Raw genomic sequence first — 19,913 nt, 5'->3', positions numbered from 1 at the left:
GTGTCCATCGTCATTCGACACAAGGTCACGAAGGTACCCGACATGCAAACGATATTGGGGGCGAACGGTCAGATCGCCACGGAACTGGCGCGGGAACTGCGCCGCCTCAACACGGGCGACATCCGCCTCGTGAGCCGCAATCCGCGCAAGGTCAACGACACCGATAGCTTGGTGTCGGCCAACCTGCTCGATGCGAGCCAGACCGCCCGGGCGGTGAAAGGCAGCAGCATCGTCTACTTCACCGCCGGCCTTCCGCCCGACACGCAACTGTGGGAAACGCAGTTTCCGGTGATGTTGAAGAACGCGCTGGATGCCTGTCGCGCGGAAGGTGCCAGGTTTGCCTATTTCGACAACACCTACATGTACCCGCAGGACAGCCGGCTTCAGACGGAGTCGACACCGTTCGCGCCGGTCGGCCGCAAGGGCAAGGTACGCGCGGCAATGGCGTCAATGGTGCTCGAAGAGATGGCCCGCGGCGACATTCCGGTCCTGATCGGGCGGGCGCCCGAGTTCTATGGCCCGGGCAAGACGCAGAGCTTTACGAATGCGCTGGTCATCGACAAGCTCAAGGAAGGCAAGAAGCCAAAGGTGCCGTTGCGTGACGATACGCGGCGCACTCTTATCTGGACGCCCGACGCGAGCCGTGCGCTCGCGACGCTCGGCAACTCGCCGGACGCGTTCGGGCAAACCTGGCATCTGCCGTGCTGCGACGACCGGCCGACCTACCGGCAGTTCGTCGAAATAGCTAGCGCCGCGCTCGGACGACCTCCCACCTACTCGGTTATTAGGAAATGGGCGTTTGTCGCTATCGGAATTTTCTCCAGCCAGGTGCGCGAGATCAGGGAGCTCCTGCCCCGCTACGAGCAGGACAACCTCTTTGATTCCACGAAGTTCAAGCACCGGTTCCCCGAGTTTGGGGTGACAACTTACCGAGAGGGTCTTGAACTGATTCGACGGGAGCTGTAGACGTTCGCGTCACCCGGATGCCGTCATCCCCTCGTTGCGCGATCCAGCGGGCCTGACCTGTTCCCCGCGTTTAGTCAGGTGACAGCGTCACGCCCACTTCGATCAAGGAACGCCAATGATGAAGCAATTCAGCGATGCGCAGATCATCGGGAAGCAGCGACTGGCATGACATTGGCAGCGTTATGTCGCAAGCGCGGCATCTCTTCTCGCTGCTTGGTCGCACAATAGACACGACCACCTCATATAGCGCGCATCCAGGGTCGGGCGTACTTGTCGATGCGTGAATTTTCTCGACGCCATGGTCGGACAACGCTACGTAGCTTATCGATGATTCGTCTTGGGTAGAAACGGAGCGAGCTCTTTACGATTTTTCAACGTGATTTGCTGTATTTTTGCTGCCTTTTCCAAGTCGTCCTCGAGCAAGCCTAACTGTTGCAGAACGTAGAACACCAGAGCTTGGCGACATTCAAGAACAGATTCGCCATCCTGCATGCCGTAGTCCAATTCGATCACCGCTCTATGGGTGCTTTCCAGTTTGGGGTGAGGCGCCAGAACCAATTTCAGCATGCGGTTCCATTCAAGATCGTCTCGACTTCGATCACGATCAGCTTCGCTGCCTTTAATTTCCAGGATTCGGGAAAGTAGAAAATCCCTAAACTCCTCTCGTTTATGACAATACGCCCGCATATGCCATCTGTAACCATCACTGACGAGCGCGTGCGGCGTGAGCGCTCTTGCCGAAGGTTCTGGCCCCGAAAACGACTGATAGCATACGTTTAAAGCACGTGCTTCGCTGATCGCCCTCACAACCTCAATCACGATCCCTGCGTCGAGTACTCGCCAAGGACGGGGAACTATCGCCACAACAGGATGCCAGCCAAGAAAGCTCCCATAGGGGACCTCTGGATTGATAGCTATCCGCAGCAAATCTTCCAAATAACGCTCTAGAGCGCTCGATGCAAATGCGGCCTGGAAAGAGGACGACGCTCGGTAGACCTTGGTGCTGGTGTCGTATTCCAGATTGCCAGGCGCACGTTTCGTGTACTCAGACAAATCCAGCGACGCTTGTGGGACAGAGATGCCAAAAAAGGCCGTCAGGTCACTGCGGTTGATTTGTCCATCCCAGCGAAGCCGGTAGTCAATGAACTCCAAGCGACGCTCCTGTCCCCAGCGGGAACTAGGTTTTGATGTAGTGGCCGCGAGGGGTTCCCCATCGATGTCATGGTTACTCGTCATGCCCGGATTTCTCATGCGTATAAAAACTAGACGCGCATACTTTTTATGCGTATAGTAAGACTACGCGAACACCCGAGAGAACGCAATGGCGAACAAGTCTCAACACGTCGTGCCCCACCAGAATGGTTGGGCTGTCAAAGGTGCCGGCAATAGCCGCGCAACCACGGTCCAACCGACTCAGCAGAAGGCGATCGACGCAGCAAAAAATATTGCCAAGAACCAGCAGGCGGAGGTTGTTATCCATGGCCGAAACGGACAAATCCGCGCCAAGGACAGCTACGGCAACGATCCCTTCCCCCCGAAGGGCTGAAGACTGCCCCTATACCTATCAACTCAGTTACCCGTGCTCTCTATAGCCCATCGATTGCGAGTTTTCACGGCGACACTAACGAGGAACCAGGTTCAATCACGATGACGACATCCCAATCCAATGCAGCAACTAACCTACCGAAGGGAATTCATCGGAGTTGGAATCTGCCTGATCCGACGCTCGGCGCACTGTGGAGCTCGATCGTTCTTGATGAAGCACGTAAAACGCAATTGCTCTCGCAAGCTGTATTAAATTTTACGGTGCGGCCGAAAGTGGATCGCAGTGTACTGCCGTTGCATGGTGTCATTCTGTTGGTAGGTCCTCCCGGAACCGGGAAAACCACGCTTGCTCGTGGCTTGGCCAACCGCGTTGCTGAATCGTTCAAAGGATCGAAGATCCAACTGCTCGAAGTCGAACCGCATTCGCTGTCCAGCTCATCCATGGGTAAGACGCAACGTGCAGTATCCGATTTATTCGCTCAATCCATTTCCGAGTCCGCAAGTGCCGGCCCTACGATTGTTCTGCTCGATGAAGTGGAAACGCTTGCTGTTGATCGTTCCAAACTCAGCTTGGAAGCCAATCCAATCGATGTCCACCGCGCCACTGACGCCGTACTCGTACAACTCGACCTCCTGGCTGAACGGCATCCCAATCTACTGTTCATGGCGACAAGCAACTTTCCGGAAGCTGTCGACGACGCCTTCATGTCTCGCTGCGACCTCATCATGGAAGTTCCGCTGCCTGGTCGCGATGCCTGCAAGCTGATCCTCCAAGACTGCCTGACGGGTTTGGGAAAGACTTTCGCCGCAGTTGCCAAACTAGCGTCGTCATCACGCTTCGACGAATGCGCAAGCGAGTGCGTCGGACTTGACGGCCGCGCGATTCGAAAAATGGTTGCAAACGCTTTGGCTGCAACGCCCACGACAGCGATGAATCCCAATGAGGTGACCATTGAGGATCTCATCACTGCAGCCAAGTATGCAAAGGAAAACCGCGTCCGGAAAGGAAACTCCAAATGAGCACAGTTGCCAGCCGCACTCTGCGAAGCTCTCCACATCGCGATGCTTCCGCGACTTGGGAGGCGATCGTAGAGCTTCTGACCCAAGGCCGGGACAGTGACGCCCGCCGCGAATTGCGCTCCGTGGCGGGCGTTGCTTCGAGTCTGATTGCTGACCAAGCTCCGAAGGAGGCACCTATCGTTGTCACCTGCGATGGGCCTCGCACCCGCATCTACTGCGTGTATCACGAGGATGCAATTGACGGCAGTGATGCGAGCGAAGACGGCTTGGGTTTCGATCCTTTGAAAGGCGATTGGGCGCTATCCCTTCCCTGCCCCAAGGATGAACTCGAGTGGGTGCAAGCCGCACTCAAGAAGCGCAGTAGCAGAATCACAGCGCGCGATCTCGAGACGGGTATCGCCACCGACGCGGCTAACACCACGACGTCCCATTCGATGACGTTAGATGTTGCGGGGTTCCTGAAATCATGAGCTCCGTTGCGACCTATTCGTATACCCACTCGGTAACCTACGTAGCAGACAACATTCTGAAAAGTTTGAAAGACATTATTCGCCTAAGCGGCCTCGATCCTTCTGGATTTGTCGACGACTGGGCGACCAATCTGCTTGCGGTAAAGACATGGCTTGACACAGAAGATCTGGAAAAAGTCATCCTCGAAATCTACAACCCCTACTCCAACAATTTGATCACTCGCTGGGACATCGATGTCGTCTACAGTTGGACTTCCGATGACGGCAGCTTCTGGACTGACACCGAGCAACTCAAGTACGCCATCCTCAAAGCGGGTGTGCTGCCGAGCCTGGCCAAGTACACATTGCTGCTAAGAACGAAACCTGGGCGCCCAGATGTTCCTGGTTGGAGTAAGGGTAGCTATCGATCCACTGAGGGCATGGTGAAGCAGAGCTTGGGGTCAACCGTGGAACACAGCGGCCTGGGAGCGCAGGCCGGGTATTGGAGACAGCGCTGATGCTGACAATCGATGAAGCCTTTCGCAAGTTCAAGTCACGACTCGAATTGAACGACCGCGAACAGAAGAACGCGTCGCAGCGTCAAACCGAAGTGCGCGAATATTTGGAAACGAAGTTCGGTATCCAGCGCAGTTTCTTGACCGGGTCCTATGCTCGCCACACCAAGACAAAGCCGTTGAAGGACATCGATATTTTTTTTGTTCTTAAGGATTCGGAAAAGCACTATCACACCAAGGGTGCATCAGTCGTACTCGACGATTTCTACACGGCCCTAGTGGAGAAATACGGAGCAGATTCTGTACGCAAGCAGGCCCGTTCGGTGAATGTGGACTTTGGTGTCTACATCGACGCAGAGGACAACACCGACTACCGCGTCGTCAGTGTGGATGCAGTGCCGGCGTTCGACACAGGTTCCGAGTATGAGATACCAGATTCGGCATCCGGAAAATGGATCAAAACTGATCCCGAGATCCATAAGGAAAAAGCGACCGCTGCGCATCAGGCGTATGGGAACGAGTGGAAGGGCTTGGTCCGCATGGTGAAATACTGGAACAACAATCCAAAGCATGGCGACCAGAAACCAGTAAAACCGTCGTTCTTGATCGAAGTCATGGCCCTCGAATGTTTGCATGGTGGATGGGGGGGGGCATTCGATCGAGAAATCCAGTCTTTTTTCGCAACGTTGGCGGACCGCATACACGATGTGTGGCCTGATCCCGCGGGGTTAGGGCCGGCAATCAGCAACGACATGGACACAGTCCGCAAGCAGCGAGCACAGCAACTCCTGACCCAAGCCAGTCGCGATGCAACAATCGCTATTGACCATGCTCGTCGTGGGCGCAACGGGGAAGCGTTGCGGGCGTGGCGGGCAATATTCGGTCAGAAGTTCCCTTTGTCATGATCCTCCGCCCTGAACGGTAACGTACACCGAGGTATTACATGTCTCAATGGTCGCTTTCTCAACTACTATCTTCCCTGCACGAGGACATTCAGCAGCGCTTGTCGGTGGTGCGCAAGACGTTCGGGCATCCGGGTACCAAAGGCGATGCCAGCGAAAACGTCTGGATCAGCATGCTGGACACGTATCTTCCGAAGCGCTACCAAGCCGCGAAAGCACACGTTGTAGATAGCCAAGGTAACTTCAGCCAACAGATCGATGTCGTGGTTTTTGATCGGCAGTACTCTCCCTTCATCTTTACCTACGAAAACGAGACAATAATCCCGGCTGAGAGTGTCTACGCGGTCTTTGAGGCCAAGCAGACGGCCGATGCAAACCTCGTTGCATATGCTCAAGAAAAGGTGGCGAGCGTGCGCAAGCTGCATCGGACTACCCTGCCAATTCCTCACGCGGGCGGAACTTATCCGGCCAAGCCACTAATTCCAATTCTCGGTGGACTGCTCACCTTTGAAAGCGAGTGGAGCCCGGCCCTCGGACCATCGCTCGACAAGGCGCTGAATGCTGATCTTGCAGATGGGCGTCTAGACATCGGATGCGTAGCAGCTCATGGCCACTTCTTCTATGATCGAGCGGCAAGTAAATACAATTACGTTGACGAGAATAAACCGGCCACCGCGTTTCTCTTCAAGTTGATAGCACAACTACAGTTTAGTGGAACGGTACCGATGATAGATGTAGAGGCGTACGGCCAGTGGCTGACGAAATAGCAAGGCGTCGACCTGCCCCATCTAGGCGAGTGTCGAAAGCTCTTGCTCGATGCCCCCGAACTACGAAATGGCTCTGGTCCCGCAGCGGAAGCTACTTCTCTCCCGAAAGGAGCATCAAATGTTGTATTGCCCCTTCTTTCAGACGCTGCACGATGACACGCGACCAGTAGGCAACCTTGGTCGAGGAACTCACTACTCTGTCCTTCGCGCGCCGGTGTGGCACGACGAGATTCTGAATCGACTCGATCGATGTGCCTTCCTCGATTTCGCGGTCATCTGGGATGAAGATCACGACGACCGTGTGATCGATGCAATCATGATGTTCTACGTTGCTGGCCTGCTCTCCCCGATCCGGTACATTGGGGAAAGAAGAGGCACTCTGTCAGTGATTCTTGCGCCCGACACCGGCCGAGATTGGGAGCCGGCAAAGCTGGATCAGTATCGCGACGAGATCGACGACATCTGCCAATGCCTAGAGGATCCGTATTCAGTGCACTTCGACGACGTCGATGGTCAACAGCACTCGATCATCCAAGACTCTCCAGAAAAGGTTGCCATATATCTAAAGAATATCGACATGCTGTGGCAACTAGGCGTGAACCCCCAAACCCGGGTCGCGTAGGTCAAACGCAACACGGGGACTGGCTGGGACACCAGATGGGTCGCATTCCTGTTGCGTTACCCCGCACCCAACAGCGCAACAAATGACCTTGATTTGAACACGCAACGCAAAACAGCCTCAAAAGTGGATATTCTGTGGATAACTCGGCCGCCTTCCGGTTGAAATACAACAAAACCAGGAAAAACAACCCGACGCAACACCCCACCATAGGTACCAAGATTCGGCGGTTTGTGTTGTAGTGGCTAGATTGAAATGTCCGCTTTTGGCTACATAGAAATGTCCGCTTTCGTGCCACGTAAGCTGTCCGGCCGCCGGGTGTCCGGCGCCGGAGGCTGCGATGGCTGCAACGGAGCGGATCACGATGACGATGCGCGAGCTGGACAGGTTCAAGGTCATTCAAGACGTGGCGGACGGCAAGCTCAAGCCATGGCGTGCAGCGGAACGGCTGGAATTGACGACACGACAGATTCGCCGACTGGTCGCCCGGCTGCGTGAGCACGGTCCGGCGGGTTTGGTGTCGGGACACCGCGCGAAGCCCGGCAACCGCCGTCTGGACCCAGGAGACGCCGACCGGGCGCTGTCGATCATCCGCGATCGCTACGCCGATTTCGGACCGACACTGGCCTGCGAGAAGCTCTGGGAATGTCACGGCATTCGGCTGGCCAAGGAGACGGTCAGGAAGCTGATGACGGAGGCAGGTTTATGGGTGCCGCGCCGGCAGCGTCCGCCGAAGGTTTATCAGCCGCGAGCGCGCCGGGCGTGTCTGGGCGAGCTGATCCAGATCGACGGCAGCGACCATCGATGGTTCGAGCAACGCGCGGCGGCCTGCACGCTGCTGGTGTACGTGGACGACGCGACGAGCCGGCTGATGATGCTGCACTTCACGCAAACAGAATCGACCTTCAGTTACTTCGAGGCAACGCGAGCGTACATCGAACGTCACGGCAAGCCGGGGGCGTTTTACAGCGACAAGGCCAGCGTGTTTCGCAACGTGAAGCCAGGCAAGACTGGCAATCGCGTGACACCGTTCGGCCGCGCGATGTACGAGCTGAACATCGACACGTTCTGCGCGAACAGCAGCTCGGCCAAGGGGCGTGTCGAGCGAGCGCACCTGACGTTGCAAGACCGATTGGTCAAGGAGATGCGATTGCGCGGGATCAACACGGTGGCCGACGCCAACGCTTACGCGCCCTCCTTCATGGCCGCCTACAACGCGCGCTTCGCGAAGCCGCCGAAGAGTGACTTCAATGCGCATCGGACGCTACGGGCCAACGAGAGTCTGGACTTGGTGCTGACGTGGCGTGAGCCGCGGAAAGTGACGAAGTCGCTGACGGTACAGTACGACCGGGTGATGTACTTGCTGGACGACACGTCGGAGAACCGGAAGCTGATCGACCGGCAGATTGAGGTGTGGGAGTACCCGGATGGACGAATCGAGCTCCGGGCTGACGATCGCGTGCTGCGCTGCCGGCAGTACGATCGTTTGGCTGAAATCGATCAGGGTGCCGTCGTCGAGCACAAGCGTTTGAGCCATGTGCTGCAGGTCGCGCAAGCGCTTCAGGCGCAACGCGATAACAGCCGAATCGGTAAAGCGCCGTCACGCACACATCGCGGCGACTCAACCCGGACCGACCGAAACGAACCCCAAGCGGGCAAGAAGAAGCAACGCAAGATCACGCAGGCCGACGTCGAGCATGTGATCGTGGATCTGGCGCAACGTCGGCAAACCGCAAAGCCGCCAAACAAACCTGGCCGTCGGTCTGCAAAAGCTGAAGATACAAACGCAAGCGCCCTGCCCGTTCAGGCACCGACCTTCGACACTGCGTAATGGTTAAAGCGAGGAAAGAGACGCAGCAAAACCGACCTTAAAACCGGACATCTCTAAATGGCTGGAAGGTGGACATCTGAATCCGGCTATGACATGTGTGTAAGAGCAAAGTAGTAATGTCGCATCTGGGGGTGCGGCGGAATTCTTGGACTGGGTTATGTCGTCAGCCCGAGACTCTCCCGGTACTCAATCGGACTGAGTGCGCCAAGCGAGATCTTGATCCGTTTCTCGTTGTACCAGCGAATGTACGTGTCGACGACCTCGATGAATTGGTCGGTGCTGATGGTCTGCCAGTCCCGAGAGTAAAACAGTTCCGTTTTCAGACGTCCAAAGAAGCCTTCGCACGCCGCGTTATCGGGCGAGCAGCCCTTGCGCGACATTGAACGGATCAGATTGGCCTCCCGTATCCGGGTAAGCCAGCCTGGCCAGCGATAGTGCGCACCGCGATCTGAATGGATCACACACCGGACAGGCTCCTCAACATATCTGCAAACAGGCTCGCCGCACGGGTTCGGCCGGTTCTTTTCGACCACAGCAGGCCCAGATCACGCGACAACTCCGGGCCCGTTATGCGCAACAGATTGACGTGTTCGAAGCGCGCTCCGGCGCTTTCCGGGACGATGGCGGCGAGCTGCCCTTCGGCCGCGACGGCGAGAAGCGACTCGGCGGTATCCATTTCCACCGCGACCTGCAGACACGCGCCGACATCCCTGAACGTCTCCTCGATCAGGATGCGCGTCGAAAATCTCGACGTGAGCAGTGCCAGCGGGATCGCATCAAGCGCTTTCCACTGGATCCGGCGCTTCTTCGCGAGAGGATGACTTCGGCCGACCGCCAGTACCAGGCGCTCCGTGAACAGATACTCCGATTCGACATCGTCCCGCGACGCGGGATGAAACGCGATGCCGAGATCAAGCGCGCCCAATGCGAGGTTTTCCTCCAGCTCCGCGGCCAGGAGATCCCGAACCGCGATCCGCACTTTCGGGTAGCGCTGATTGAAAGCCGCGACCGCACCGGGCAGAAATGAAATCGGAAACACCGGGATGGCACCGAGGGCAAAGACACCTGCCTCGAGTGCGTTGAGCTCCTGCACGGCCCGTTTGGCGTGCATCGCTTCGTTGCATGCCCGCGCGGCATAGTCGCGAAAAATGCGCCCTGCCTGCGTGAGCCGAATGCTGCGCCCCACCCTGTCGAACAGCGGCGTGCCCAATTCCTCTTCGAGCTGATGCAGCGCGTGCGACAGCGTGGATTGCGCGACGTACATCGTTTCGGCGGCCCGCGACAGGTTGTTCAATTCAGCGATGGCCAGAAAATAGCGAAGGTGCCGCAGTTCCATAGGTACCTGACGTGGTTTCTTCACGATGCTGCCCGGTCACGCTCGAGCGAGCGTGAAAGTCGATTGCGCCAGCGTAGCGACATCGATCGATGCTGTCGAACGGTTTCATCTAATTAATTCACTTTTTAGATCGTCGACGGCCACTTATCATCCGGCCTGTTACCGGTCGCTGACGCATGCGGCACACGATCGACTTGGCTGACGTTGCCTGAAACCGTGAGATCCAACCCGGAGCCTGAAATGAACGATGCCATCTTGCGACACCCGACGCCCCTGTCCATCAAGGAATCCTGGGCTCGGGAATTCTCGGAGGCGATCGAAGTTCCCTCGGGTGCAAAAACCATTACGTTGAGCGGCGTCGGCGCATTGCCGTTCAACCGGGAAGCCGGGCCGCGTACGATCGAATACTTCGGCGACATCCAAACGCAGACAAGAAGCGTACTGGACCAGATTCGGCAGATCCTGGAAGCCAAGGGCTATGCACTTGGCGATATCGTCACGGTACAGGCGCTGTTCGTCGCTGATCCAGCGAATGACGACATGCCGAACTTCGACGCTTTTTCCACGGTCTATCGCGACTATTTCGGGTCGACGGCGCAGCCGAATTTGCCCACTCGCACGCGCGCCCAGGTGGTGCGGCTGGTCGAGCCCGGCTGGCTGGTCGAAGTTACCGTGACCGCGGCAAAGGTTGTCAACACCTGAAGCGCCCAACGCCGGTACGCAATGCGTGAAGATGCAGCGCTTCAATGCAGTATGGATTGCTGCATCGAAGCGTGATCGCGTCGAAGCCTGTCAGTTCAACTCCCGGTCATCATCAGGATTCCAAATCACATCAAATGCTCTCGAGGGTGAACCGGCAGAGCCGAAGATCGCAAAACTGACAGCGGCCAGCAGCCATGCAGCGAGGCCACCGTAAAGCATGACCGAGCCGAAGCCATGTACGAGCGCGGCGTGGGCAACACCGCCGGACGGATCGAGTGTCGACACCGCAGGGGCAAACCGTCCAAGGCCGGCAAGATTGCCGGTGGCGATGAAACCCGCCAGCGCGCGTAATTGAGACGCATCGAAGACGGTCGACCAGGCGCTTTTCAGATACGAAAAAATGCTTTGAGAAAGGATCGATCCCATCAATGCAATATTGATCGCGAACGTGATCAACCGTGCACTCATGTCGATACCTGCCGCCATGCCTGCGCGGTCGCTCGAAATCGCGCCCGTGACTGTATTGGTGACGGTCGTGTTGGTGAAACCCAGCCCGCACCCCGCCACCAGGCAGCCGGGAATCACGGTCAGCCAACCTGCATTGGCCATGCCGCTCCCGATCCTGATCATGAACAAGCCCAGGCCGATGGTGAACAGCCCGACGGGGATGATCAGGCGCGGGTGGTATCGGAGCATCAGGCGTTCCGCAAGCGGCGGCATCACCAGCGTGGGAAGCGTATAGGCGAGCAGGCAGGCACCGGCGACGACAGGCGTGTAACCGAGTGCGCCCTGAAAATAGATCGGCAGGTAGATATTGAACGGCCAGAAGCTGACGTTCATCGCGATGGAGCCGATGAGCGCGCCCGAAAGCGGACGTATCCTGAAGACGGAAAAGTCAAACATCGGATGAGGATGTCGGGATTCGACCACGATGAATGCAACGAGGCTGATCGTTGCCGCAAGCAAGACACCGATACCGCCGAACGAGCCGGCAGACGATCCTTGCGTAATGAAATAGGTCACGCCGAGAACGGCGAACGACAGTGTGAACAGCCCCGCGAGATCGAGCGTCGTTGCGTCGCGATTCCTCGATTCGGTGACATGGTTGGCAACGAGTACGCCGGTCAGCACGGCGAGCGGTACGTGAACCAGGAAGATCCATCGCCAACTCGAAAGCGCCACGATCAGGCCGCCGATGAGCGGCCCCAGGCCGAGGCCAATGCCAAAGACCAGCCCCCAGATGGCAAACGCGCGGCTACGTGCCCTGCCCGTCTGGAATTGATGCGACAGCACGGCAATCTGCGAAATGATCATCGCTCCGCCTCCCAGGCCCTGGAGAAATCGGCTGACGATCAGGAAGGACATGCTTTGCGCGAGGCCGCACATCAGGGACGTCACCGCAAACCACGCGAGACTCACGATGAAGACGCGTTTGCGCCCGTAGCGATCCGCCAGCGTGCCCGTCACCATCAGGACGGTCGTGCAGGCGATGGTATAGGCGTTCATGACCCACTGCATGGACCTGAAGTCGCCGTGCAGGACGGTCTCCAGCGTGGAGAGGATGACCGGCACGCTGGATATTTCCAGGTGAAACATGACGCCGGCGAGACTGACCGCCGTCAGTACGACGGCACGCTTGCGGATATCGGAGAGGGGCATGGCTTGCTCGTGTCGGATGGATAGGCTGGGCTGAGTCGTCGCGAAACAAATCAAGTTCGCCAAGCCATGCTACAAGCCGAGTTTTCGCCGATAAACAGGACACGATTCCATACAGAATGAACCGGCCGGTCCGGAATCCCTCACACACCGATGATGAATAACCTGAATTGGGTGCAGTCGTTCGTGCAGGTTGCCGATACCCGCAGCTTTGTCGCTGCCGCACGGTATTTGGGCGTTTCGGCATCCGCGGTCGGCAAGAACGTGGCCCGACTGGAAGCGCACCTCGGCGTCCGGCTGTTTCATCGCAGTACCCGCAGCGTGGCGCTGACGCCCGAGGGCGCCATTTTTCTGGAACGGTGTCGCCGCATCCTCGGCGAACTGGATCTTGCGGAAGTCGAGCTTCAGCAGCGCGCCGGCGCGCCCCGCGGCAAGTTACGGGTCAGCCTGCCGCTTACCAGCGTGGTGACCCCGCAACGGCTCGCCGGGTTTCATCGACGTTACCCGGAGATCGAACTGGAGGTGGATTACTCCGATCGGCTGGTCGATGTGATCGAAGACGGCTTCGACGTCGTCGTGCGTACAGGCCAGCCGCGGGATTCGCGTTTGATTGCGCGCGTGCTGGGATCCTGCCGCCGTATCATCGTCGGGTCACCGGACTATTTCGACCGGTACGGCATACCTGAGCGTCCTCTGGATCTCGAGCATCACGTGGTGCTGCTATATCGCTATCCGAGTACCGGGAAAATCCAGCCGTGGCCGTTCCCTGATGGAACGCCGATGGCCGAGATCAAGCTGAGAGCGGCCGCCGTCTCGAACATGAGCCCGTCGCTGCTCACCATGGCGTGCGATGGCGCTGGCATCGCATGCCTGCTGGACCATGAGGTCGAAGACAGACTCCGCGATGGATCGTTGCGCTCCGTCCTGGATGGGGATGCCCCGCCTTCCGTGACCTACCGGATTCTCTGGCCGCCGAGCCGGCAGCACTCGCCGAAAGTGAGAGCGTTCGTCGACTGCATGATGGAAGAGGCAGCGTTTCACTAGCAGCCGTCCATGTCTGCCCGGAAAGGTCCATCGTTCCAGTCTCGGCGCTTTTCCGGCTCAGGATGCCGTCGCGGACTTGCACGTCATCCAGCCGAGTTCCGGCAGACTACAAAGCACGCGAATCCGCAATTTTCTTGCGCTGCTCCACTAGGAAACTGATAGGCGCCCTGATCCTGGCCAGCATCCGTGCACGGGGCGATGATGCGTTTCATCACTGTCCGGAGGCTGTCGATCATCCGCGATCTCTACGCCGATTTCGCCCCGACGCGTCAAACCAGATACGCCGCCACTTCCTCCGGCGTCAGGAAACGCACCAGTGTCACGGACGGGTTCTGCGCCGGATGGCACACACCGTTGAAGCCGTCCCAGCTCCTCCGGATACCCTCTTCCGTCTCCAGCGCGATCAGCACGCATTTGCCGTGCTTGCGGTGGCTGCGCAACGACGCTTCGCCCCATGCGAGCGCCAGGTTGTCGACCAGCACGCCGTTCGCGTACGCATGCCCCCGCAGCCAGTGAAACTCCGAAGTGTCCTGCTCTTCGTCGCCGCTCCTCGGCGCGATCGGCTTGCCCACGCGCAGCGTCCGCGCATGCTCACCGATCAGGCGCTGCAGCAGCGTGAACGCGTGGAACGTGTTGTTGACCGCATGCGCGCTGGCGACGAAGCCCGTGCCGGAAGCCGGCAGCACGACGACACACTCCGGTTCGTAGCTCAATGCCGACGCGGCGCACAGAAAGTGCAACTGCTCGAACGGCAAACTGTCGTTGTCGGCCATCCGGTCCAGCAACGCCTGCAGCGCAGTGTCGGCGACAAGATCTCGGTGATTGTCGCGATCGCGCATCAGCATCGCCATCAGCGGCAGGACGAGCGTATCGACCGCATCCCGCAGCGCGTCGACTTCCCGGCCCTGTCGCCCGTCGAGTGCATCGAGCCGCTGCCGGGCCGCGTGCCAGTCGCGCCGTTCGTCGTCGGTGGCTTCATCGTCGTCATCCTCGACTGCCCTTGCGCAATACGGCGCAAGTTCAGGCAGCCACGCGCCAAGCCGCGCCAGCGCGGCCGGAAACAGGATGCGCGGATCGGCCCCGCTCTCGACGATCGCGCCACCGAGCAACGCCAGCAACGCCGCACGATTCGGATGCAGCACCGGCAGCTCGGCCGCACACGCGTGCAGGATGGCATCGGCGTGGGTACGGTCCTGCGCCTGCGCACGCAATTCGTCGACTTCGGTCAGCTCGAAGAAATCGTCCAGCGTGAAGAGATCGGCTTCGTCGAGTACGGGCCGGTGCAGGACGGCAAGGAGTTCGGGGGGCAGTTGCGTCATGGTTGGCGCTGCAGGAACGGAAGAATGTGCGATATCGGCATAGCCGAGGCGGACGGTCGGGCGGCTTGAAGACGCGCGGTTGAGTCGGTCATTCAAATTCGAAGCCTTTGTTCGGCGCGTGCTCCTCGTCGATATACGTGCCCTGAAAATCCACGTCGCTGCCGTGGCCGAGCACGCTCCCGCACCGACCGCGCTGTTCGACTTCCATCTGCGCGCCGTGAATGGCGAAATCGAGCTGGCAGCCGTCGGCGCCAACGTGGAATGCCTTGCCGTCGGCCCGCACGACGGCGTCGGCCTTGTATTCCCTTCCGCTGTTTTCGCCGTTCCATGATGATGCGTTGAATGTCAGCCGTGCTGCATCGGCATACGGATTGACAAGAATCATGATGATTCCGCCGCGGTTGCGCGGCAACGGCTTGGACGAAATCTCCAGGAGCGTCCAGGTTTGCGACCAATGGAAATCGTTGATGTCGCGCACGATGTCGGGGTTGGTCTGGGAAAGCTGCTGCAGCCGCCGGAGATAGCTGGTGCGCAGGCAGTCGACGTCTTGTCCGCAGGCATCCCGCTGGGTTCGCCAGCCACGCTGATAGCTCTTCAATTCATTGAGGCCGGAGTCGCCGTGCGACCGGTCAACGCGTTGCGGCGCAAGCGACCACGCGATCGCGAGCTGATCGTCGAGTTTCGACAACTCCGGGACCGCGCATATCGTTTGCTCCGTCGGGTGTCTGGCCAGATGGCAATTGAAGGAGGCGGCGTGTACGGCGCCGGCGAACCAGAAGGACGCCGGCAGGAGTGCAAGGCGGGCCAGCATCCGGAGGGTAATCGTTGTCTTCATGTCGGATTCGATGAGGGTGAAGGGTCACGCGTTACTCGCGCATCCCCTCCAGATCGCGGATCAACTCGCTCGCCGAGATCTCGTCGAGGGTCGACAGCGCATCCGGCTCGCGAATGCTGCCCCAGTTCGACGGCGCACCGGCCTGCAACACGCCAAGTTCCTGATCCGGATTCATGTCGACCGCACCGACGAAGATCCCCGGATCCAGCGACAGCTCGATCACCTTGCCCGCGCCGAGCGGCTTCGTGAAATACCAGATGCAGCCGGCATCCTCCACCTGGCCGCGCCGCCAGCCCTTGTTGACGAGCCCGAGCACGCGCCCGGTCGGCACCTTGACGCCCTTCCAGCGCTCGAGCTTGCGCCCGTCGCGCTCATCGTCGGTCAGCCGGTACACGTCGCGACCGAGCTGCGCGAACGGCTGCAGCAGCTCGTAGTCGGCGAACACCTGCCCGAACGCGGCGGCATCGGCCGGCGCGATTTCCAGCGCATGCGGCACCCCGACGCGGATCGTCGCGCCTTCCGGCAACGTGAACGCGTCGTCGTCGGCGGTCGCCGCGGTACCGTCTTCCGCCACGCGGAAGCAGGCCTTCAGCGTGCCGCCGAAGTTGCCGCCATCGTCGACTTCGTACACCCCCCACACGAGGCGCTGGACCAGGTGGCGCACCAGCGGATGCTCGGCGAGAAACGCGCGAAACACCTCGGGCGTCCAGCGGCGGCGCCCGCACATCGCCACCTCGAGCCGCGCGACCTGCTGGCTCGCGATGGTGCGTGCATCCTTCTTCAGCAGCTTGAAGCGCTCGACCGCTTCCTTGCCCTTCACGGGATCGTCGGTCTTCTTCGGCTTCGGCAGGTCCGCGAGCCGCGCGCCGGCCACGCCGTCGGCGCCGGTCTCGCGCACATACGGCTTGAGCGTCTCGTCGAAGCCGACCCGGAATGCGCGCGGGCCGAAGTCGAGCAGCATCGTGCCGTGTGCGTCGAGCCCGAGATCCGGCGCGAGACGGTCCTCCAGTTCCTCGGACGACAGCCCGCGTGCGTCCGCGATCGCATCGATCTTCTCGCGTGCGCGGTCCTGCAGCGCGCGGAACTTGACCTTCTGCGCAATGCCGTTGAGCAGCATCAGCGCGACGTCGCTGCCGATCGAGGCCAGCACATCGAGGCCGGTCGCCGCGCGTGCATGCGCCGATTCGCCGGGCCACGTGCGGATCAACGGCGTCAGCTTGCGTGCGGTGTCGTCGTTGCCGAACAGGCCCAACGCGGTGAGCGCCCAGCCCTCCTTGCCCGGCGCGCCGGCATCGAGCCATGCGTTGAAGCAGTCCCACGCGAAGTCGGACAGCGACTCGGCTGTGCACGCGTCCTTCACGACGTCGATGCCGCCGTAGATCTCTTCGCTGGTCGGGAACGTCAGCATCTGGCCGAGATGGTCGAGCGCGTCGTCCGGCAACGCCTTGCCGTTCTTCAGCACCGGCCGGCGCCAGCCGCGCGGCTGCCAGAAGTCGGGCAGCTTGCTGCGCTTGGTCGGGAAACGGTCGAGCGGGCTCTCGTCGAGCACGGCGCGCACCGCCTGCGGCACCGCGTCGTCGGCATAGCGCGCGGCGACGTCCATCAGCAACGCCTCGTGGCCGTTCGCCTGCAGCAAACGCAGCGCCGCGCCGGCGCAGTCGCGCGCTTCGCCCGGCTTGCCGAGCGACGGCGCGATCAGGCCGCTGGCCGCATGCTCCGGAAACTTCAGCAACCAAGTACGGCCGTCGTCGCGCAAGGTCTTCAGCTTCACGAACGCGCGGGCCGCGATCGGCGCGCATTCGACGGCGCCGTAATTCAGCGCGTAACCGAAATTCTCGGTCGGCTTGTTGCGCACGGTTGCGATGAGGCCGGGCAACGCGGGCAGTCCGAAGGTCGCCATCAGCAGGTTCACGCCCGCCGTGCTGTATTCGCCCGCCACCGCGTTCCAGATGTCGACGGCCACCGCGGCCGGCAACAGCGTCAGGTATTCGGCGCGCAGCCAGTACCAGAAGTGCCGCTCGCGCTTGCGCTCGTCGATCATCGCGCGCCATGCGGCGACGAACGCCGGCGCGTCACCTTGCCGGATCGCCTTCGCGGCAGCCTCGCCGAGCGGCCCGAAGTACTTTTTGTGCGCGTCGAAGCCGAGGCCGGCGACCAGCGTCATCGTGTCCTTCGCCGCCGCGGCGAGTCGCTTCACCTCCCACTGGTCGGGCGTTTTCGCCTGGTTGCGCTTCGCTTCGTCCCAGCATTCGATTGCGGCCAGTTCGAGCGGCTCCAGCGTCAGCGCCGCCGCCTTCTTCTGCCGCGCGGCAAGCCACGGTGGCGCCGCCAGCACGCCCGGCAATTCCTCGGCCGATGCGACGTCGGCCGGGCCGGCCAGCAGCGCGAGAAGCTTGTCGATCACGGCCTGTGCCGGCGCGTCGAGCCACGGCCGCAGCCCGTCGACGTGCACCGTATGCGCGCGCAACAGGCGCGTCAGGCTCGGGGTCAACAGCCCGGCGTCCTTGCCGCCCGCGGCCACGAGTCGCGACAGCGCGACCATGCCCGCCAGCGGCCAGCGATCGAGCGACAGCGACAGGCGCGCGAGCGCGCCTTTCGAAGCACTGGCGACCTTCGCCAGCGCAGCCACCGCGTCGGGCGTGCCGATCGCGGCGAGCGCGTCGCCCGCCGCATCGTCGCCGGCGCCGCGTTCGAGCACGTCGAACGCGGCCGTGCCGCGCTCGCGCAGCACGGTCGCGACCAGCCGCGACATCCCCCAGAACGAATGGCCATAGCTATCCGGCCGGATCTTCGCGGCCACCGCGATCGCATCGGGATCGGTCGCGGTCAGCAGCATCCAGTGCAGCGTCTCGGGCACGTCGCGCTCGGCGCCCAGCCGGCGCACCAGTGCATTCGACACGTGCGGCGCATCGGGCAGCAGTAGTGCGGGTACGGGCTGGCGAGTCGGGTGCAGCAGCGGCAACGCGGCCTCGATCCTGTCGACGCAGGCCTGCCAGTCCGCATCGCTCGCCGCGGCAAGATGCTCGCGCAGCGCCGCCTCGGTGCCGACGATCGGCCCGCGCCAGCTACCGCGCACCGGACCTTCGACATTCGTCGAGAAACGATGGACGCGGCCCTGCGCCTGACGGTCGTAGTCGGCGTGCACCTGGATTTTCAACGCGTCGAACAGCACGTCGATCGCGCCCGTCAATCCGTATTGCGCGACCATGTAGTCGATGACCGGGCGGCCAATCGTGGTTTCGCCGTGAGAGTCGCCCAGGACCATCGCCAGCGCGAACAGCGCGGCGTCGGCTTGCGCATCCGCCACCGGCCCGGCGATCGGCGTACGCGCGGCCAGCCGGTCGAGCATCCGCTGCACGGCTGGGCGCAGCGCCGCGTCGGTCGCGCCGATGTCGATCGAGTAACCGTTCTTGCCTTCGATCTTCAGCCACGCAGCGCGCACGTCGAGCACGGTCACCGCGACGGGAAAACGGCGCGACGCATACGCATCGCGCTGGATCTGCGGCGACAGCCGCACGGGATCGCCTTGCATCAGCCACGGCGGTGCGCCGGTGTCGGCGACTGCGGGTACGGCAGGCGCCGGCGCGGCGGCCGCCTCGGTTGCTACCCACTCGCCGAGGGCCACCGCAGCCGCCTGCGCGTGCTCGAGCACGTTGGCCGACGTTCCCCAGCCATACAGCAGGCGGCGCGACTTGAGCAGGTCGAACGCCATCGCGGCGCCCCGGTCGCCGACATCGTAGCGGCGCTTGATCACGGCGACCGTCAACGTGTCGCCGGGCTTCATGTCGCCGTTCGCGATCTGCGCGCGCACGGCCTCGAAGACACGCTCGCACTGGGCATCGAAACCTTCGGCCGCGACGGGCGGCACGGGCACGGGCACGGTGGCAGCGGTGGTGACAGCGGCCGTCGAAGGCGGTGTCGATGCGGCCGGCACGGCCGACGGCGTGAGCGGCGCACCATTCTCGGCCTTCGCCGCTGAGGGTTGCGTGCTCGCCGCCGACTCTGCATCCGTCGACGCCTGCGGCGCAGCGGATGAGGTCGCCGACGACGCGCCGGCCGGCGGCTTCGCGGCAGTCGCGCCGATGCTGGCGCCGGCCACCACCGCGACTTCGGCATAACCCTTGCCGGTCTTCTCCTTGACGAGCTTGTCGAGCGCGGCGCGCGCCTTCGCTTCGTCCGCGAACGACTTCGTCTGGCTCTGGCCCGCGGTGCCGATGCGGCCCCAGCGGATATTGAGCCCGGAGCCGTCCTGCTCCACTTCCCAGAACTTGCTGGAATTGCCTTCGATCAGTTCAAAACGACGCATCCGTTCCCTCTCACTCGGATCGACGACGCAGCACGATGCCGCGTCCGCATGTCATGGCCGCCACGCAGCCACGACGCCCTCTCGTTCATTCATCCCGCGGC

Annotated in this window: 17 protein-coding genes and 1 pseudogene; 11 read left to right on the top strand and 7 right to left on the bottom strand. The window is 61.1% G+C overall.

What is annotated here, in order from left to right; genetic code table 11:
- Positions 1-42: 42 nt before the first annotated feature.
- The gene (locus tag ACPTTF_RS24540) at positions 43-966 is read left to right on the top strand and encodes an SDR family oxidoreductase (RefSeq protein WP_423369869.1); all 924 of its coding nucleotides are present in this window, start codon (positions 43-45) and stop codon (positions 964-966) included.
- A 321-nt stretch (positions 967-1,287) separates the two neighbouring features.
- Here ACPTTF_RS24540 and ACPTTF_RS24535 read toward each other — a convergent pair whose 3' ends face one another.
- Complete coding sequence (locus ACPTTF_RS24535) at positions 1,288-2,118, bottom strand: helix-turn-helix transcriptional regulator (protein WP_423391182.1); 831 nt, start codon at positions 2,116-2,118, stop codon at positions 1,288-1,290.
- A gap of 169 nt (positions 2,119-2,287) precedes the next feature.
- On the opposite strand from ACPTTF_RS24535, the gene ACPTTF_RS24530 reads away from it, so the two are divergent.
- The 8 genes from ACPTTF_RS24530 to ACPTTF_RS24495 all read left to right on the top strand — a co-directional run bounded on the left by ACPTTF_RS24530 (position 2,288) and on the right by ACPTTF_RS24495 (position 8,614).
- Positions 2,288-2,512, top strand: a complete 225-nt coding sequence (locus tag ACPTTF_RS24530) for a DUF2188 domain-containing protein (protein WP_083214442.1) — start codon at positions 2,288-2,290, stop codon at positions 2,510-2,512.
- A 101-nt stretch (positions 2,513-2,613) separates the two neighbouring features.
- Complete coding sequence (locus ACPTTF_RS24525; RefSeq protein ID WP_423368577.1) at positions 2,614-3,531, top strand: AAA family ATPase; 918 nt, start codon at positions 2,614-2,616, stop codon at positions 3,529-3,531.
- The gene (locus tag ACPTTF_RS24520) at positions 3,528-4,001 is read left to right on the top strand and encodes a hypothetical protein (RefSeq protein WP_423368576.1); all 474 of its coding nucleotides are present in this window, start codon (positions 3,528-3,530) and stop codon (positions 3,999-4,001) included. The genes ACPTTF_RS24525 and ACPTTF_RS24520 overlap by 4 nt, the downstream gene beginning before the upstream one ends.
- The gene (locus ACPTTF_RS24515) at positions 3,998-4,498 is read left to right on the top strand and encodes an HORMA domain containing protein (RefSeq protein WP_065502004.1); all 501 of its coding nucleotides are present in this window, start codon (positions 3,998-4,000) and stop codon (positions 4,496-4,498) included. Before ACPTTF_RS24520 ends, ACPTTF_RS24515 begins: the two co-directional genes overlap by 4 nt.
- Positions 4,498-5,400 (top strand): CBASS oligonucleotide cyclase, encoded by a 903-nt coding sequence (locus tag ACPTTF_RS24510; RefSeq protein ID WP_423368575.1) that lies wholly within the window; start codon positions 4,498-4,500, stop codon positions 5,398-5,400. Before ACPTTF_RS24515 ends, ACPTTF_RS24510 begins: the two co-directional genes overlap by 1 nt.
- Before the next feature lie 38 nt (positions 5,401-5,438).
- A complete protein-coding gene (nucC, locus tag ACPTTF_RS24505; RefSeq protein ID WP_423368574.1) occupies positions 5,439-6,164 on the top strand; it encodes a CBASS effector endonuclease NucC in 726 nt (241 codons plus the stop codon).
- Positions 6,165-6,231: 67 nt separating this feature from the next.
- Positions 6,232-6,786: a hypothetical protein gene (locus ACPTTF_RS24500; RefSeq protein WP_423368573.1), complete on the top strand. Its 555-nt coding sequence runs from the start codon at positions 6,232-6,234 to the stop codon at positions 6,784-6,786.
- Between the two features lie 337 nt (positions 6,787-7,123).
- Positions 7,124-8,614 carry an ISNCY family transposase gene (locus ACPTTF_RS24495; protein WP_423368572.1) on the top strand — a complete coding sequence of 497 codons (1,491 nt, stop codon included), beginning with the start codon at positions 7,124-7,126 and terminating at the stop codon, positions 8,612-8,614.
- A gap of 155 nt (positions 8,615-8,769) precedes the next feature.
- Here ACPTTF_RS24495 and ACPTTF_RS24490 read toward each other — a convergent pair.
- Together ACPTTF_RS24490 and ACPTTF_RS24485 are read right to left on the bottom strand one after the other, a co-directional pair.
- A pseudogene (locus tag ACPTTF_RS24490) lies at positions 8,770-9,081 on the bottom strand (transposase); the annotation flags it as partial.
- The gene (locus ACPTTF_RS24485; protein ID WP_423368571.1) at positions 9,072-9,950 is read right to left on the bottom strand and encodes a LysR substrate-binding domain-containing protein; all 879 of its coding nucleotides are present in this window, start codon (positions 9,948-9,950) and stop codon (positions 9,072-9,074) included. The pseudogene ACPTTF_RS24490 and the gene ACPTTF_RS24485, both read right to left, overlap by 10 nt.
- A 240-nt stretch (positions 9,951-10,190) precedes the next feature.
- Between ACPTTF_RS24485 and ACPTTF_RS24480 the strand changes: the two genes are divergently transcribed.
- Positions 10,191-10,652: a RidA family protein gene (locus ACPTTF_RS24480; RefSeq protein ID WP_423368570.1), complete on the top strand. Its 462-nt coding sequence runs from the start codon at positions 10,191-10,193 to the stop codon at positions 10,650-10,652.
- Positions 10,653-10,742: 90 nt separating this feature from the next.
- On the opposite strand, the gene ACPTTF_RS24475 is transcribed toward ACPTTF_RS24480, so the two are convergent.
- Entirely contained in the window at positions 10,743-12,311 is a 1,569-nt protein-coding gene (locus ACPTTF_RS24475; protein WP_423368569.1) for an MFS transporter, read from the bottom strand.
- Positions 12,312-12,464: 153 nt separating this feature from the next.
- Between ACPTTF_RS24475 and ACPTTF_RS24470 the strand changes: the two genes are divergently transcribed.
- Positions 12,465-13,352, top strand: a complete 888-nt coding sequence (locus tag ACPTTF_RS24470) for a LysR family transcriptional regulator (protein WP_423369868.1) — start codon at positions 12,465-12,467, stop codon at positions 13,350-13,352.
- A 269-nt stretch (positions 13,353-13,621) separates the two neighbouring features.
- On the opposite strand, the gene ACPTTF_RS24465 is transcribed toward ACPTTF_RS24470, so the two are convergent.
- The 3 genes from ACPTTF_RS24465 to ACPTTF_RS24455 form a co-directional block, all read right to left on the bottom strand.
- Entirely contained in the window at positions 13,622-14,671 is a 1,050-nt protein-coding gene (locus ACPTTF_RS24465; RefSeq protein WP_423368568.1) for a hypothetical protein, read from the bottom strand.
- 88 nt (positions 14,672-14,759) lie between these two features.
- Positions 14,760-15,506, bottom strand: coding sequence for a lysozyme inhibitor LprI family protein (locus tag ACPTTF_RS24460; RefSeq protein WP_423368567.1), 747 nt, complete (start codon positions 15,504-15,506; stop codon positions 14,760-14,762).
- Between the two features lie 31 nt (positions 15,507-15,537).
- A complete protein-coding gene (locus ACPTTF_RS24455; protein WP_423368566.1) occupies positions 15,538-19,812 on the bottom strand; it encodes a WGR and DUF4132 domain-containing protein in 4,275 nt (1,424 codons plus the stop codon).
- Positions 19,813-19,913 lie beyond the last annotated feature (101 nt).

Source organism: Burkholderia crassaminum (assembly GCF_964265005.1).
Lineage (GTDB): Bacteria > Pseudomonadota > Gammaproteobacteria > Burkholderiales > Burkholderiaceae > Burkholderia.
Note: the sequence above shows the minus strand (reverse complement) of the source record. Positions and strands in the feature narration are given on the sequence as shown.